Origin of the sequence: Rhodanobacter aciditrophus (assembly GCF_042679525.1) — a bacterium.
GTDB lineage: Bacteria > Pseudomonadota > Gammaproteobacteria > Pseudomonadales > Marinomonadaceae > Marinomonas > Marinomonas aciditrophus.
Map to the genome: position 1 here is coordinate 287,246 of NZ_JBHTMN010000018.1, position 16,741 is coordinate 303,986.

The 16,741-nt window shown below is 47.4% G+C and carries 15 protein-coding genes and 1 other RNA gene; all 16 read left to right on the forward strand.

Going from position 1 to position 16,741, the window contains the following annotated elements:
- Window positions 1–8: 8 nt before the first annotated feature.
- The 16 genes from ACFQ45_RS16365 (at window position 9) to ACFQ45_RS16440 (ending at window position 16,712) form a co-directional block, all read left to right on the forward strand.
- Complete coding sequence (locus ACFQ45_RS16365) at window positions 9–704, forward strand: response regulator transcription factor (RefSeq protein WP_377369641.1); 696 nt, start codon at window positions 9–11, stop codon at window positions 702–704.
- Window positions 705–727: 23 nt separating this feature from the next.
- Window positions 728–2,047, forward strand: a complete 1,320-nt coding sequence (locus ACFQ45_RS16370) for a HAMP domain-containing sensor histidine kinase (protein ID WP_377369643.1) — start codon at window positions 728–730, stop codon at window positions 2,045–2,047.
- 55 nt (window positions 2,048–2,102) lie between these two features.
- Window positions 2,103–2,450, forward strand: an RNA gene (gene rnpB / locus ACFQ45_RS16375) — RNase P RNA component class A.
- Window positions 2,451–2,663: 213 nt separating this feature from the next.
- A complete protein-coding gene (mraZ, locus tag ACFQ45_RS16380; RefSeq protein ID WP_377369645.1) occupies window positions 2,664–3,125 on the forward strand; it encodes a division/cell wall cluster transcriptional repressor MraZ in 462 nt (153 codons plus the stop codon).
- Window positions 3,122–4,060 (forward strand): 16S rRNA (cytosine(1402)-N(4))-methyltransferase RsmH, encoded by a 939-nt coding sequence (rsmH, locus tag ACFQ45_RS16385; protein ID WP_377369647.1) that lies wholly within the window; start codon window positions 3,122–3,124, stop codon window positions 4,058–4,060. Before mraZ ends, rsmH begins: the two co-directional genes overlap by 4 nt.
- A complete protein-coding gene (ftsL, locus tag ACFQ45_RS16390; protein WP_377369649.1) occupies window positions 4,053–4,331 on the forward strand; it encodes a cell division protein FtsL in 279 nt (92 codons plus the stop codon). Before rsmH ends, ftsL begins: the two co-directional genes overlap by 8 nt.
- Complete coding sequence (locus ACFQ45_RS16395; protein ID WP_377369652.1) at window positions 4,328–6,106, forward strand: peptidoglycan D,D-transpeptidase FtsI family protein; 1,779 nt, start codon at window positions 4,328–4,330, stop codon at window positions 6,104–6,106. The genes ftsL and ACFQ45_RS16395 overlap by 4 nt, the downstream gene beginning before the upstream one ends.
- Window position 6,107: 1 nt before the next feature.
- Window positions 6,108–7,574: a UDP-N-acetylmuramoyl-L-alanyl-D-glutamate--2,6-diaminopimelate ligase gene (locus ACFQ45_RS16400; RefSeq protein WP_377369654.1), complete on the forward strand. Its 1,467-nt coding sequence runs from the start codon at window positions 6,108–6,110 to the stop codon at window positions 7,572–7,574.
- Window positions 7,558–8,916: a UDP-N-acetylmuramoyl-tripeptide--D-alanyl-D-alanine ligase gene (locus ACFQ45_RS16405; RefSeq protein WP_377369656.1), complete on the forward strand. Its 1,359-nt coding sequence runs from the start codon at window positions 7,558–7,560 to the stop codon at window positions 8,914–8,916. Before ACFQ45_RS16400 ends, ACFQ45_RS16405 begins: the two co-directional genes overlap by 17 nt.
- Window positions 8,917–8,930: 14 nt before the next feature.
- Complete coding sequence (gene mraY / locus ACFQ45_RS16410) at window positions 8,931–10,013, forward strand: phospho-N-acetylmuramoyl-pentapeptide-transferase (RefSeq protein WP_377369658.1); 1,083 nt, start codon at window positions 8,931–8,933, stop codon at window positions 10,011–10,013.
- A 6-nt stretch (window positions 10,014–10,019) separates the two neighbouring features.
- Window positions 10,020–11,369 (forward strand): UDP-N-acetylmuramoyl-L-alanine--D-glutamate ligase, encoded by a 1,350-nt coding sequence (murD, locus tag ACFQ45_RS16415; protein WP_377369660.1) that lies wholly within the window; start codon window positions 10,020–10,022, stop codon window positions 11,367–11,369.
- Entirely contained in the window at window positions 11,366–12,577 is a 1,212-nt protein-coding gene (gene ftsW / locus ACFQ45_RS16420) for a putative lipid II flippase FtsW (RefSeq protein ID WP_377369662.1), read from the forward strand. Before murD ends, ftsW begins: the two co-directional genes overlap by 4 nt.
- Window positions 12,570–13,646 (forward strand): undecaprenyldiphospho-muramoylpentapeptide beta-N-acetylglucosaminyltransferase, encoded by a 1,077-nt coding sequence (gene murG / locus ACFQ45_RS16425; protein WP_377369664.1) that lies wholly within the window; start codon window positions 12,570–12,572, stop codon window positions 13,644–13,646. The genes ftsW and murG overlap by 8 nt, the downstream gene beginning before the upstream one ends.
- Window positions 13,639–15,060 (forward strand): UDP-N-acetylmuramate--L-alanine ligase, encoded by a 1,422-nt coding sequence (gene murC / locus ACFQ45_RS16430; RefSeq protein ID WP_377369666.1) that lies wholly within the window; start codon window positions 13,639–13,641, stop codon window positions 15,058–15,060. The genes murG and murC overlap by 8 nt, the downstream gene beginning before the upstream one ends.
- 1 nt (window position 15,061) lies before the next feature.
- The gene (locus tag ACFQ45_RS16435) at window positions 15,062–16,015 is read left to right on the forward strand and encodes a D-alanine--D-alanine ligase (RefSeq protein ID WP_377369668.1); all 954 of its coding nucleotides are present in this window, start codon (window positions 15,062–15,064) and stop codon (window positions 16,013–16,015) included.
- 4 nt (window positions 16,016–16,019) lie between these two features.
- Window positions 16,020–16,712: a cell division protein FtsQ/DivIB gene (locus ACFQ45_RS16440; protein WP_377369670.1), complete on the forward strand. Its 693-nt coding sequence runs from the start codon at window positions 16,020–16,022 to the stop codon at window positions 16,710–16,712.
- Window positions 16,713–16,741 lie beyond the last annotated feature (29 nt).

Below are 16,741 nucleotides of genomic sequence, written 5' to 3' on the forward strand. Positions count from 1 at the left end.
GGTTGATTATGGTTAAGATGCTTTTAGCAGACGACGATGCTCGTCTTTCAGACTTAGTAAAAGAGTACTTTGATGGAGAGGGTTACGAAGTAACTCATGCGTGGAACGGACAAGAAGCATTAGACTACATGGAACAGGATCGCCCTGATATCGTGATTCTAGATGTGATGATGCCGGTACTTGATGGCTTTGAGACTTTGAAGCAGATACGTAACAAGAGCTCTATCCCCGTCATTATGTTGACCGCGAAAGGCGATGATATTGATCGCATTCTAGGTCTTGAAATGGGGGCAGATGACTACTTGTCTAAGCCGTTTAATCCGCGTGAGCTGTTGGCCCGTATCAAGGCAATCTTGCGTCGTTCTTCCCAAGAGAAAGAAGACGATCCAATGTCTGACTTGGAGCTATCTGACGTATTGCTTCGTCGTCGCGACCGTACCGTTTACTTGTACGAAGAAGCGATTGAGCTGACCACATCTGAGTATGCTTTGCTTGAGTGTATGATGATGGTGCCTGGGCAGGTGATGACTAAACAGGAATTGTCAGAAAAAGCGCTAGGTCGTAAATTGACTATGTACGACCGCAGTTTGGATATGCACATCAGTAACTTGCGTAAGAAGGTCGGAAACTTCGATAATGGTGAGCCGCGTATTAAAACGGTTCGTGGCGTAGGTTACATTTTTGTAGATGGTGCTGAGGGTTAAAATTGAGATGGTTGCCTGATTATATGAAGAACACTTTTCTCCGTGTTTTTTTAGTTGTTCTATTTTCCAATATTGTGGTCGTGGCCATTGGTCTTGGAGTAGTAGACTTTATTGAAGATAGAAATCAGGTATCCGCAGATGTCTTGGGGGATATAGGTGTCACTCTCGTTTCTGTATATGAAGAAGAGGGGGCTGATGCTTTAACAGATCAGGCCCAGCGCTTCGAAAAGAGACTAGATGGCAGCATCTATATCTACCAAGAGAATGGTAAACCGCTGTTGCGTCCTTTACCGAAAAATTTCAATAATAACTCCGGATTAGATTCTTCCTTAGAAGATGGCGCCCCTTCGCCTTCCGCTGATTTTCGCCGCAGCCAGTTTATTCAAGTGGTGGGGTCGAAGAATACTCAATATTTGCTGGTGTTTCGCCCTAATCCCACAGCAGACTTTGTTGGTCCTTGGGGGATAGCGTTTTTATCCCTGCTGGGCTTGTTAGTGTCCAGTGGTATCTTGGCCTATTGGTTATTGGGGCCTTTGCTAAAACTGCAGAAAATTACACGTCAATTTGGTCAAGGTGAGATGTCTGCCCGTGTGGATGGTCGCTTAGTGCGTCGTCAAGATGCCATTGGTAACTTGGCTCGTGAGTTTAATGAGATGGCGGAGCGTCTCGGTACCTTGTTGGACTCAAAAGAGCGGCTTTTGCGGGATGTGTCCCATGAGCTCCGTACGCCATTAGCGCGTATCGAAGTGGCTTTAACGATTGCCGAAGATAAGCAAGGTCAGCCCGCTCAACAAAACTACCTTGATCGTATTCGCAATGAATTGCATGAGTTGGATGAGCTCATTGGTGAGGTGTTGACCTTATCTCGGTTAGAGGCTGCTTCGTTAGAGAAAAAGCAGATTGAACTTCAGCCTTGGTTGGATGAGATTGTTTCAGACGTGCAGTTTGAGTCTCAGCTCAGAGGTATTTCTATCAGTCGTGTCGGGGCAACACCAAAACACTTGAATGGTGATGCGGTGCAATTGCGACATGCAGTAGAAAACGTACTGCGAAACGCGTGTTTTTACGCAGGCGATGGCGGTGTGGTTGAAGTGGAGTCCAGTGTGGTTGATAACCGAGCCGTTATTTCCATAAAAGATAATGGCCCTGGTGTGCCGGATGAGATGCTAGATAAGATTTTCCATGCTTTCTTTCGCTCCTCGTCCGCTCGGGAGGCCAACAGTGGTGGCTTTGGTGTCGGGTTAACAATTGCTATGCGTATTGCCCATACTCATAACGGTGAAATACAGGCACTTAATCGTCCAGAAGGTGGCTTAGAAGTGCGCTTTTGCTTTCCCTTATAAACTTCTTTTCATTTCTACTTGCAATTACAGCGTCAGACTGTAGTATCCCCATCCGCAAGTTGGCCAGGCAGTCGCCGCCCAGTCTCTGGGGGGAGGAAAGTCCGGGCTTCGCAGGGTAAAGTGCCAGGTAACGCCTGGGGGGCGAGAGCCTACGGAAAGTGCAGCAGAAAATATACCGCCTAAGCAGTTTACTGCCGGTAAGGTTGAAATGGTGCGGTAAGAGCGCACCGCGCGACTGGCAACAGTTCGTGGCATGGTAAACCCCACTTGAAGCAAGACCAAATAGGAACTCATCGGTGTGACCCGCACTGAGTTCGGGTAGGTTGCTCGAGCTATGTAGCGATGCATAGCCTAGATGAATGGCTGTCCACGACAGAACCCGGCTTATCGGCCAACTTGCATTCTTCTCTCCTTTTGTATGTCTATATTTTTCCCAGTGCTTATTTCTTTTCTCATACAAGTTTTGCCCCATTTTTTATCCACAAACGCCTAAAACTCAAAAACTCCGTGTATTCAAAGTGTAAGTTTTCCCCTTTGGAGCAGTTTTTTTGGGTTTTTTTTTACCATTTGGAAAAATTAGTGTTAAATTGTGGGTTATGGTGTCGATAAGTGGGTAATGGGCGTGTTTAGAGGAATTCATCAGGTCAGCGTGGATGCAAAGGGGCGAATGGCGCTCCCGGCACGCTTACGCGATGAGTTTCTTCAATACGATGAGCCCAGTGTGGTAGTGACGATCGATCCAGCGTCTAGGTGTTTGCTGCTATATCCGGTGCAGGAATGGGAGCAAATTCAGCAAAAGTTGGATAAGTTGCCGTCTTTTCAGCCTCAAGCGAGACGTTTACAGCGCTTGTTGGTGGGGCATGCGACAGATTTGGACCTGGACAGCGCAGGACGGATCTTGCTTCCAGGGCCGTTACGGGACTTCGCTAAGATTGCACGCAAGTCCACCTTGTTAGGGCAAGGTAAAAAGCTCGAGATTTGGGCTCAGGAAGAGTGGGATGCTCAGCGTGAAGAATACTTGTCGGAAACGAATTTAGAAAATTTAGAACTTGATAGCATGATGGATATATCTCTATGACAGATAGCACCCCAGAACATATTAGTGTGATGCTGAATGAGTCGGTCGACATGCTGGTGACAGATGACGCCGGTTTTTATGTTGATGGCACCTTTGGCCGAGGTGGTCACACGCGACTTGTGCTGTCCCGTCTATCCAATGGGCGAATGCTTGGGTTCGACAAGGATCCTGTGGCTATTGGTCATGGCAAAGCTCTCGAAGCAGAAGATGACCGTTTTACCATTGTTCAAGACAGTTTTGCCAACATGGCTGAACATATCCCTGATGTTTTTGGTGTCGAGAAAGTGGACGGTATCATGATGGATCTGGGGGTGTCCTCTCCGCAGCTGGATGATGCTTCCCGTGGCTTTAGTTTTATGAATGATGGTCCCCTTGATATGCGCATGAATCCTGATGCAGGCATGAGTGCTGCTGAGTGGATTGCAGTTGCTCCAGAAAAAGAAATTGCTGATGTCATGTACCAATACGGTGAGGAAAGATTTTCCCGTCGTATTGCAAAGGCCATTGTTAATTATCGCACCGATACTCCAATAACTACGACCAAGCAATTAGCCAAAATTGTGGCAGAAGCTCATCCAGCTTGGGAAAAAGGTAAAAACCCAGCCACTCGTGCTTTCCAGGGTATCCGCATACATATCAATAATGAGCTTGGGGATCTAGAGCAAGGGCTTGAAGCGGCCGCGGCGGCTTTAAAAGTGGGTGGACGTCTAGTAGTGATTAGCTTCCATTCCTTGGAAGACCGAATTGTTAAGCAGTTTATGAAGAGGATGTGTAAAGGGCCGGATTTGCCTCGTCATTTGCCGATCCAAAATGCTCACTTAGATATCCATTTTAAGACGGTTGGTAAGGCGCTTAAGCCCTCTAAAAATGAAGTGGGTGACAATGTGCGATCTCGCAGTGCGGTATTGCGAGTTATGGAACGGATAAGTGAATAATCCGAACGTCAAGCCGCTGTCATTTCTTGTTTCCTTGCTGGCGATGGGAGTGATGGCGATTGTGTTAGTGGTGCAGGTTTATGACTTCCGCAAGGATTTCGCTTACCTGCAAAAGCTAAAGAAAGATGAAGTGAATTATGAAGTGGTGTGGGGGCAGCTCTTGCTGGAACAAAGTGCTTTAACCCAGCCAAGCCGTCTAGAGCAGGCGGCTATTCGAGATTTAAATATGCATGCCCCGAGTCAGGATGAATTGGTCATAGTGAAGCCATGAGTACAAACGAGATTAATAACCAACCAACGAAGTGGCGGATTTACCTAGTCTACTTCCTCGCATTTGTTCTGTTCTCAGTGGCGGCAGGGCGTTTGTTTTATTTGACGGTTCTAGATAAGGAATTCTTAAAGAACCAAGGTGAAATACGGGCGGTGCGTACGGAATCTATTCCAGCGACTCGCGGTATGATCCTTGATCGAAATGGTGAGCCCTTAGCCGTCAGTACTCCTACTTGGACAGTGATTGCCGATCCCCGTTCTTTATGGGCGCTCGATACTGTGCCTGCTGGAGCGCTTGATCCCACTAAAGAGCGTAAAACAGCGAAACAAGAAATAGCGCGCCTAGCAGAAGTAATGGGGGTGGGCCGAGCTTGGTTGGAAGAGCGTTTTGAGACCAACCGTAACAAAGGGTTTATGTACCTTAAACGTCAAATTCCGCCCCATGAAGCCCAAGCAATCCTTGAGGCAGGTGTTGTAGGTGTTAGTAAGATTAAGGAATACAAACGCTTTTATCCGGCTGGGGAAGTGGCTGCTCAAGTCGTCGGCTTTACCAATATTGATGACAAAGGTCAGGAAGGTATTGAGTTGGCCTACGATAAAGCCTTGCAAGGAAAGCCCGGTAAATTGTCTTATGTTAAGGACCTTAAAGGTAATATCATCAGTGTGCTTGGCCAAGAAGTACCCGAACGAGCAGGGGAAAATATTGAGTTAAGCATCGATATGCGATTGCAGTACCTAGCCTATCGAGAACTCAAAGCAGCGGTCACCGAGCAGCGAGCAACCTCGGCTTCGGCCGTCATTTTGGATGTGCGTACCGGCGAAATTTTGGCAATGGTGAATCAGCCCTCCTATAACCCTAATGATCGTTCTGATTTAGAGTATGATCAGCTGCGTAACCGAGCTGTTATCGATTTGTTTGAGCCGGGGTCTACCATGAAGCCGTTTTCTGTGACGGCGGCCATGCGTTCTGGTCAATACACAACAGAGTCCATTATTGATACCTCTCCAGGCTATATTCGCTTTGGGCGTTACACCATTCGAGATTTGGGCAACTATGGCAAAATCAATTTGGAGAAGCTTCTGGTTAAGTCCAGTAACGTGGCAACCTCCAAGATCGCATTGTCTTTGCCTCAAGACACTATTTGGAACATGTTTTACGAACTGGGTATTGGTACGCCAGTGGGGATTGGTTTCCCCGGTGAAGCAACGGGCGTATTGCCAATGCACCCTAAGTGGCACCCCTCTGAAATTGCAACACTGTCCTATGGATACGGCCTTTCAGTGTCTACTCTTCAGCTAGCACAGGCATATATGGTGTTAGCAAATGGTGGTTACAAAGTGCCAGTCACTATTTTTAAACAAGACTTGCCGCCTGATGGGGAGCAAGTGGTACCAGCTAACATCGCCCATGATGTAGTAGGGATGTTGCAGCAAGTGGTTGCCCAAGGGGCCAAAAAAGCTCAGATTCCTGGCTATAATGTCGCGGGCAAAACCGGTACGGTGCACAAAGTGGGAGCTTCTGGCTACCAGTATGATCAGTACGTCTCATTGTTTGCCGGTGTAGTGCCTGCGACAGATCCACGCCTAGCTATGGTGGTCATGGTCAATGATCCGAAAGGGCAAGAGTATTACGGCGGTGAAGTGTCTGCGCCTGTTTTTTCTCGGGTCATGGAGGGGGCGCTGACTGTGCTGAATATCCCGCCAGACAGACCTGAAGGGTTGCGCGAGGTTCGTCTCGAAACGAAAACCCCATATCGCATCGTGCAGGGGAATTGATATGTTCTCAAGTGCGCAGCTATCCCATTGGTTAGAGCTTCCACTTCCTAACACATTAGAGCAGATAGAGTATCGGTCCTTAGAGACCGATTCTCGTTTAGTGGATCAGTATTCCGTCTTTATTGCCTTACCTGGCGTGACCTCAAATGGTTGGGACTACCTAGAGCAGGTGGCAGAGAAAGGTTGTACCTTAGCTTTGGTGCCTCAGGGTCTCCAGATTGTTCACGATAAAATTTCCATCATTGAAGTGGCAGGGCTGGAAGAGGTCTTGGGCGCGTTAGTGCGTCAAGTATATGGGCCAGCACCTGAGCATATTGTTGCCGTGACGGGGACCAATGGTAAATCGAGCACTTGTTTTTATATTGCTCAATTAGCCAATCAGATTGGTTTTAACAGTGCCATGGTGGGGACTTTCGGCATTGGTCCACTGGACCAATTGGAAGAAGCTAAACAAACTACTCCAGACCTTCTTACGTTACATAAGTTGCTATCAAAATTCGCTCAGCAAGGGATCGATTTTGTTGCCTTTGAGGCCTCATCCCATGCTCTAGATCAAAAGCGCCTTGCCGGTGTGCCTGTTACTACCGCAGTTTTCACAAATTTGACGCGGGACCATCTCGACTATCATGGCTCCATGGAGCAGTATGCGATGGCCAAAAGTAAGCTCTTTGGCTTTTCTGGGTTGCAGCGTTCCGTGATCTGTATTGACTCGGATTACGGGCAATATATGGCTGAAAAGAGTGTGGCTCCTGTGTGGACGTATTCCCAAGGGGCTGGTGCTGATTTCAGTGTTGTTAGTAAAAACTACCTGCAAACAGGGGTTCAGCTTGAGCTGTTGTTGTGTGGTGTCACTTATGAGGTTTTCTTGCCCTTGTTGGGTGGATTTAATGTTCAAAATGCTTTGGCGGCTTTGGCCTCGGTATGGCGTGTTGCGCCAAGTAAAGGGGAGCTGGTTGCTGCATTAGCGAATCTCAATGGCGCCCCAGGTAGAATGGAGCCAGTAAAAGTCACTAGCGCCCCTTTGGTGCTAGTGGATTATGCTCATACGTCGGATGCCCTTGATATGGCATTGTCTGCGGTGCGCGCCCATGTCCCAGGTCGTTTGATTTGTGTGTTTGGTTGCGGTGGTGATCGCGATAAAGGGAAGCGGCCTATGATGTTGCAGGCTGCCCAGCAATATGCAGATGAAGTTTGGGTAACCTCGGATAACCCTCGCTCAGAATCCCCCAAAGCAATTATTGATGAAGTGCTGAGTGGGCAAAATTTAGCTCTTTCTAAGCAGCTACATGTGGTTGTTGATCGCAGTGACGCGATCACTAAGGCAGTTGCAACTGCTCAACCTGAAGACATAGTTTTGATTGCTGGAAAGGGACATGAAACCTATCAGGAAGTGATGGGGGTTCGACATCATTTTGATGACAGAGAGGAAGCGCTTAAGGCGCTGAATGCTTATGTTAAACAGTCTTAAATTATCAGACATTGCTGCTCGTGCTGGTGGACGATTAGTCGGCCAAGATCAGCTTGTCACATCCGTTTCTACGGACACTCGGGAGGCGTTAGCGGGGGCTTTATTTGTAGCGCTAGTAGGTGACCGATTTAATGGCCATGCATTTATCGATCAGGCCGTTAAGCAAGGTGCTCTCGCGGTGTTGGTCAGTGAGCCATGCACAGTAGAACCGCGCATCGAGGTTCAAAACACCACTGAGGCTTATGGTGAGATTGGGCGTTTAAGTCGAGATGGTTTCACCTGTCCTGTTGTTGCTATCACTGGCAGTAACGGTAAAACCAGTGTGAAAGATTGGTTGGCTGATGTGTTATCAAACGAGGCTAAAGTACTCAAAACATTTAGTAATCTCAATAATCAGATTGGTGTGCCTAAGACTTTATTGAGTGCGTCTTCTGACGACAAGTTTGCCATCATTGAAGCGGGAACAAGTTTTCCAGGTGAGATTGAGCGATTAGGGCATGCCATCCATGGGGATGTGGTGGTGCTGACTAATGCCAGCGGAAGTCATTTACAGGGATTTGGGTCAATCCAAGGGATTGCCATTGAGAAAGGTAAGCTGATCGAGACGGCCAAGCCTGATGGGGTCATTATTCTGAATCTAGATGATGCGTCCTACCCATATTGGGAGTCTATCTTAGACGGGCGTGAATGCCTGACGTTTTCCGTTGAAAATACGGCTGCCACCCTTTATGCAAAATCAATTAAGGTATCTGCTGTAGGGTCTGAATTTGAGCTGGTATTCAAAGGGGCCAGTTACCCGATGAAATTAGACCGTCCCGGTCGCCATCATATTGCCAATGCTATGGCCGTGGCCCTTGCTATGGTTGGGCTGGGATACGATTTTTCTGATGTGGTTCAACGTATCGAGCATCCTGCTCAGGTCCCTGGTCGTATGGAGCAAATTGTAACAAAAAGTAAAGCTCTCATGATTAATGATTGTTACAATGCGAGCCCAAAATCTGTCGAGGCTGCCATTGATGTGGTGGCGCTGTTTGCTGACCAGCAAAAGTGGGTTGTTTTAGGAGCTTTAGGAGAATTGGGTGAGTTGGAGTCTTCCATTCATACCGGTCTTGGCAACTATGCAGCGGCAGCAGGTATTGACCGATTAATAACCATTGGCCCGATTGCTGAATTGGCAGCAAACGGGTTTGAACAGCACGGTGGGGCAGGTGTTGCCCATCGGTGTGAGACAAAGAGCGAGGCAACAGAGTTGTTGGCTTCGTTAAATTCAGACCATGTGATTTTGGTGAAGGGTTCACGCTCGGCCAAAATGGAAGACATTGTTAACGCGTTGAAAGACTAGGAACCCATTTAACCATGTTACTGCTCTTAACTGCCTATTTAAGTAAGTACGTTACTTTTTTTACAGTTTTTAATTATCTGTCGTTACGTGCCATTTTGGGTGTGCTGACGGCCTTGTTTATTTCGTTGATTGTTGGCGGAAAAGTGATTCGTCTGCTGCAGCGTCTGCAGATTGGTCAAGCTGTGCGAGATGATGGTCCTCAATCTCATCTTAGCAAAGCGGGGACTCCCACTATGGGGGGGGTCCTGATTATCTTTTCGATCACCATCAGTACTTTGCTTTGGGGCGATTTAACCAATGAATACGTATGGGTGACCTTATTAACTTTGGTGTCCTTTGGTGCCATTGGTTGGGTAGATGATTATCGCAAGGTGGTGGAGAAAAACTCTAAAGGCCTGCCTGCCAAGTGGAAGTACTTTTGGCAAAGTGTGTTTGGTCTGTCTGCTGCCTTGTATTTGTATGTAAGTGCTTCGACGCCTGCTGAAACAGAGCTGTTGATTCCGTTATTTAAAGATGCGGCCATTCCACTGGGTGTGTTTTTTGTGGTGCTAACCTACTTCGTTATTGTTGGTACCAGTAATGCGGTGAACTTGACTGACGGGTTGGATGGTTTGGCGATTTTGCCAACTGTGCTTGTTGGTGGTGCCCTAGGTTTATTTGCCTACCTCACAGGTAACGTTCGTTTTGCTGAGTACCTTTTGATCCCTTACGTGCAGGGTACCGGTGAGCTCATTGTCTTCTGTTCCGCATTAGTTGGGGCTGGGCTGGGCTTCCTTTGGTTCAACACTTATCCCGCTCAAGTGTTTATGGGTGATGTGGGTGCTTTGGCGCTGGGTGCTGCATTGGGTGTCATAGCGGTGATTGTGCGTCAAGAGTTGGTGTTGTTTATTATGGGGGGCGTCTTTGTAATGGAGACGGTGTCGGTCATTCTGCAGGTGGCTTCTTATAAACTCACGAAGCGACGAATCTTCCGTATGGCGCCAATCCATCACCATTTTGAGTTAAAAGGTTGGGCTGAGCCAAAAGTGATTGTCCGTTTCTGGATCATTACCGTGTGCTTGGTGTTGATTGGTATTGCGACCTTGAAGGTGAGATAAGAAATTATGTCTTTGATTTCGACCGATCGAGTACGTGCTGTCGTTGGACTTGGCCTGACCGGAGTGTCGACGGCTCGATTTCTGGCGCAACAAGGTTTGGATTTTTATGTGATCGACTCCCGTGACAATCCGCCGGGGTTAGATCAGGTGAAGCAATATTGTCCCAGTGATCGGATTTACACGGGGAGTCTCGAGGCACTTTTAACTCTCGGTGTAACTGAGTTATTTGTCAGCCCAGGCATCGCTTTGGCAACACCTATTTTGCAGCAGCTGGCTCAAGCGGGTGTGAAAATGCGTGGAGATGTTGACCTGTTTCGTGACTATGCAAATGGCAAGATCATTGCAATCACAGGATCTAATGCTAAGAGCACCGTGACGACCTTAGTAAATGAGTTGTTGTTGGCTCTAGGGAAGCGCTCTGTTGCGGGTGGCAATTTGGGTTTACCGGCTTTGGATCTGATTTCTGAAGAGGTGGATTATTATGTCCTTGAGTTGTCCAGTTTTCAGTTAGAAACCACCCATGCTTTAAAGGCGGATGTGGCTTGTCTGTTGAATGTCTCCGAAGATCATATGGATCGTTATGACGACTTGTATGCTTACCAACGTGCCAAACAGCGTATTTATCGTGGTTGTGAAGCGGCTGTGTGCAATAAGCAGGATATTCTGACCGCTCCTTTATTGGCTCAAAATACTCCCGTTCGTGCTTTTACCAAGGGTGTGCCGGATCTTAAAGAATTTGGTTTGCTTCGTGACAGCGACGGTATCTGGTTGAGTAAAGGGGTTAAACGTCTATTCAATGCTCAGGATGTAAAGCTAAAAGGCGAACACAATTATGCCAATATCTTGGCATCCTTGGCGATTTTGGATGTGCTTGGCTTGGACATTGAGGATGTTCGTGTACAGGGTGTATTGCGTGATTTTGGTGGCTTGCCTCATCGTTGTGAAACCGTTCGTGAGTTAAAGGATGTGGTGTACATCAATGACTCCAAAGGCACGAATGTAGGAGCGACGCTGGCAGCGTTAGAGGGGCTTGGCTCACCTCGAACACCAACCATTCATTTGATTGCTGGTGGCGTGGGAAAAGGGGCTGACTTCTCCCCATTGGCACCAGCCTTAGCAAAGTTTGTCAGTCATCTTTATGTTTTTGGTAAAGATGCCCAACACATCATCGACATCGTTCCTGAGGGCACTGCATACTCTCACCATGATAATTTGGAACAATGCATGGAAGCTCTGAAAAGCTATGTAAAACAAGGGGATGTGGTGCTTTTCTCACCTGCTTGTGCAAGTTTTGATCAGTATAAGAGTTTTGAGCATCGGGGCGATCATTTTAAAAAGTTGGTGGCAGCCCTATGAATTTGAAAGCGTTCTTTGAGCCTGTCTCTCTGAGTGAACTGCGTCATATCGATAACGTCTTTTTGGGGGCGGTGGCGTGTGTGATGATGCTTGGAATTGTTATGGTGTCGAGCGCTTCGGTTTTTTTGTCAGAAAGTAATTATGGGCATCCTTATTACTTTATGACCAGGCAGATTGTGTATTTGTTCATTGGCTTGGTGTTTGGCTATGTGATGCTCTCAGTGCCAACAGAGCGTTTGCAGCAATACAGTGTTTGGCTGATGGCCTTTTCTTTGTTGTTACTGGTACTGGTGCTGGTGCCGGGAATTGGTAAAACGGTAAACGGTAGTCGTCGTTGGATTAACTTGGTGGTATTTAACCTGCAGGCGTCAGAAGTGGCTAAGGTCTGTATGGTGGTATATGTCTCTGGTTATTTGGTGCGACGAGCAGATCGAGTAAGAGAAAAGTTAATTGGCTCAGGCATGCCAATGGTGGTGTCTTTCTTGTTTTTGGTATTCCTTTTGTTGGAGCCGGATTTTGGGGCATCGGTAGTGCTGGTAGGGACAGTGATAGCTCTTTTGTTTATTGCTGGAGCGCCGATTTATCAATTCATAGGTTTGGTTATTGCGGTAGTTGCGGCTTTGGGTTTGGTTGCTGTCTCCGAGAGTTACCGAATCAAGCGTCTGATGAACTTTGTCGACCCGTGGGCGGACCCATTTAATGATGGGTATCAGCTTTCCCAAGCATTAATTGCTTATGGGCGTGGTGAGTGGTTTGGACTTGGCTTGGGAAATAGTGTGCAGAAACTTGCCTATTTACCTGAAGCCCATACGGATTTTGTGTTCTCGGTTTGGGTTGAAGAAACGGGACTTCTTGGTGGTTTTTTGTTGCTGGCGGTGTTTGGCGTGCTAGTGAGTCGAGCCTTTAAAATCGGTCAGCGAGCCATGGGGCTTGGACGCTTTTTTCAAGGCTACATGAGTTTTGGCTTGGCAATTCTGATTTTGGCTCAAGTGATTATCAATGTTGGTGTGAATACAGGTTTTCTGCCAACTAAAGGCTTGACCTTGCCTTTGATTAGTTATGGCGGCAGTAGCCTCATTATTACCTTGGGCAGTCTGTTTGTTATCGCCCGGGTAGATATCGAGAATAGGCGTCTTGCCCAGGCAAAGCCGGAAGATAAAAAGCGTACAACTGCATCGGAAAAATTTGAGGAAATGAGCAGTGTCTAAACCTAAAAAAGTGATGCTAATGGCCGGTGGGACAGGTGGGCATATTTACCCTGCATTGGCTTGTGCTGAAAAATTTTTAGAGAAGGGAATGGACGTTGAATGGATCGGTTCTGCGGGCGGAATGGAAGAACGTATTGTTCCGCAGCATGATATTCCTTTGCACACTCTTTCAATCAAAGGTGTCCGTGGTAAAGGTCTGATGGGACTCGCATTGGCACCATTACGTATTGCCCATTCCGTTGGACAGGCTTTAGCAATATTACGCCGTTCAAAACCAGATTTAGTGTTAGGCATGGGGGGCTTTGTTGCCGGTCCCGGCGGTGTGGCAGCAAAACTTTTGCGTATCCCAGTGGTGGTTCATGAGCAAAATGCTGTCGGTGGCACTACTAATACCTTATTAAGTAAGGTGGCAAATGTCACCTTGCAAGCCTTTGATGGGGCTTTACCTAATGGGCTGACTGTCGGTAATCCAGTGCGCGGTGCCATTTTGAAACAAATGACGCGCAAGCCCCGGGAAGATAATGCTCGTCCACTGAGGTTGCTTGTGGTTGGTGGTAGTTTGGGGGCAAAAGCCATTAATGATCTGGTGCCTGAATTACTCGCAAATTGGTCAATGGATATACGTTTAGATGTGTGGCATCAAACGGGAGCCCGTAATATCGAAGCAGTTCAGGCAAGTTATTCTGCCTTGCATGTGGAAGCAAGAGTTGATGCTTACATCGAAGATATGAATCAGGCTTATTACTGGGCGGATGTGGTGTTGTGTCGCGCTGGTGCGATGACGGTGAGTGAGCTCGCGATTGCAGGGCTACCGTCTATTTTGGTGCCTTATCCCCATGCTATTGATGATCACCAAACAAAGAATGCTCAAGTGTTAGAGAGCGTAGGAGCAGCGTTTCTTGTGCCTCAACCGAAGCTGACTTTAAACGAATTAACGAATATTTTGACGTCTTGTGTGACTGAGCAAGACAAACTTATGAAGATGGCAGAGCAGGCGAAGACGGTTGCTCAGCCTGAGGCAACTCAAACCGTTGTCTCTCACTGTATAAGGTTAATGAAAAATGATTGAAGCCAAGTTTCAGTATGACATCCCTACCATGCGTCGAATTCAGAATATCCACTTTATTGGTGTGGGTGGTGTGGGTATGTCCGGTATCGCAGAAGTACTTAATAACCAAGGCTACTCGGTGAGTGGGTCAGACCTAAAAGGTTCTGCTGTCACGGAGCGCTTATCAGGCTTGGGTATTGAAATCTTTATTGGCCACCGAGAAGAGAATGTTAAAAACGCCCACGTTATTGTGGTGTCTAGTGCGATCAATGAAGAAAACCCCGAGATCAAATGGGGTAAAGAGCATCGTATTCCTATTGTGCGTCGTGCCGAAATGCTTGCTGAGTTGATGCGATACCGCCATGGCATAGCGGTCGCTGGGACCCATGGTAAGACCACTACAACCAGTTTGATGGCTTCTATTTTGGCTGCCACCGATGAGTCTCCTACATTTGTTATTGGTGGTCGCTTAACCAGTGCTGGGGCCAATGCCCAATTGGGTAGCAGTAAGTATTTGGTGGCAGAGGCAGACGAAAGTGATGCTTCGTTTCTGCATTTGCAGCCGCAAACTGTCATTGTTACCAATATTGACGAAGACCATATGGATACCTACAAGGGCGACTTTGAACAAGTAAAGCGTACCTTTGTTGAGTTTATTCATAACCTGCCGTTTTATGGCTTGGCAGTGTTGTGTGTTGATGATGAAAATGTTCGCTCTATTATGCCGGAGCTTAGTCGCCCTGTTTTAACCTATGGTATTGAGCAAGAAGCTGATTTCTACGCAACGGATATTAAGCAAACAGGTCGCTACTGTGAGTTTGTGGCGCATCTTCCTGAAGGTGAGAGTTTACCTATTCGATTACCCATGCCTGGGCGTCATAATGTGTTAAATGCGCTGGCTACTATCGCCGTTGCAACGGATTTAGGTGTATCTCCTCAAGCAATACAAGCCGGTCTAATGGGCTTTGAAGGCGTTGGTCGCCGCTTCCAAGAGCAGGGAGATTTGACTCTTCCTGAGGGTGGTAAGGTGATGTTTGTGGATGATTACGGTCATCACCCGAGTGAGGTAAGGGCAACCATTAAAGCGATTCGCGATGGATGGCCAGAGAAGCGTTTGGTGATGGTGTATCAGCCCCATCGTTACTCCCGCACACGGGACCTATACGAAGACTTCGTTAAGGTACTTTCTGATGTGGATGTGCTCTTGTTGCTGGATGTGTACTCTGCAGGTGAAACACCTATTAATGGCGCTGACAGTAAATCTATGTGCGGCAGCATTCGACAGCGTGGGACGATTGATCCTGTGCATGTGAGCAGTGAGGATGATTTACATAGTATTTTAGCCAATGTATTGCGCCCTGATGATCTTTTGATTACGCAAGGTGCGGGTGACATCGGGTCTATCTCGAAAAAGCTTGCGGCGGAGGGAATCTAACGTGTCTCTGTTAAAAGACCAAAAGATTGCTGTGATATATGGTGGCCGTTCTGCTGAGCGTGAAGTGTCTTTAGAGAGTGGTGCGCGAGTGGTGCAGGCTTTAAAGAATAAAGGCTACCAAGTAGAAGCGGTAGATTTATACCATGAAGGCCCTGACCAAGATGTGATTAAGCAGCTGCAAGCGGTAGCGTTTGATTTTGCTTTTATTGCCCTTCACGGTGGAGAGGGTGAAGACGGTCGTCTGCAAGCATTGCTGGATTTGATGGATAAGCCCTATACGGGAAGTCAGCCTTTAGCGTCCGGTTTTGCTATGGACAAAGCCTTAACTAAGCGCTACTGGCAGGGGATCGGAATCCCAACGCCAAAATACTTATGCTTTAGTCATAAACCGGATGTGGCGCAGATCAATAAAGAGATGACGTATCCCTTGATCATTAAGCCTTCCCGTGAAGGCTCAACCATTGGTATCAGCAAGGTAGATGGCCCAGAAGGCCTAGCTGAGGCTCTGCAAGACGCCCAGCGTTACGATTCTGATATTTTGGTCGAAGAGTTTGTTACCGGACCAGAATTTACGATTGCTGTGATCGGTGATCGTGCTTGGGCGCCGATTGGTTTGAAGCCTTCAGAAGAGCATGTTTTGTATGATTACAATGCTAAGTACGTGGCGAATGACACCCAGTATCTGTTGCCTTGTGGTTTGCCTTTTGAGCGGGAAGAAGAGTTAAAAGACCTAGCTTTGAAAGCTTATCAATCTTTGAATTGCGAAGATTGGGGGCGGGTAGATGTCATGATGACAGATTCTGGGGATTTTATGGTGTTAGAAGTGAACACTTCGCCTGGAATGACGTCTCATAGTCTGGTGCCAATGGCTGCGGCCCACGAGGGTGTCGACTATGACGAGTTGGTTGAGATGATAGCCCAGCTAGGTTGGCGTAGAGCCCAAGGGGTTAAATAAGTCGATGCGGATCGCTGCGTTAATAGGGGCTGTGTTGTTAATAGTGTTTGCCTTGTTTCAGGGGGACCCTGATCAAGTGGCAGCAGATGATCCCATGTTTGATGTACGTGTGGTCGAAATTGCTGGGGATCTGAAATACGCAGATCCGATAGCACTGCAGCAGTATTATGACCAGCTGTTAGGGGATGGTTTGTTCGACCGTTCTATGGCAGAGCTGACTCAGTTTGCCCAGCAACCAGAGTGGGTGGACAGGGCTAAGATTCGACGAGTTTGGCCCCACAGTATTCGTATTGAAGTGACCGAGCATCGGCCACTGGCTTTTTGGAATGAGAGGCAAGTTCTTACCGCTGAAGGGAAAGTGATTGCGCCAAAGAATCTGCCTGATTTGCCGCTTACGAGTCTAGTTGGTCCGGCAGACACAGAAACGGTAGTACTGGATCAATTTAGTTTGATCAGTCAAATGTTATCAACCTCTTCTCTAAAGGTTGTCAAGCTTGAATTAGAGGATCGTGGGGCTTGGGATATTTGGTTTGACAATGGGATTGGCGTAAAGCTCGGCAGAAACGATGTTTTGGATCGTTTAGGGCGGTTTGTAGCCGTGTATAAAAGCGATTTATCGGGTAGAATAGATCAAATTTCGTCTGTGGATGCAAGGTATCCCCATGGCGTTGCGGTCAAATGGAAATTGGAAGAGTAAGAGTTGGTCTGATTGTTGCTTTTTTAATC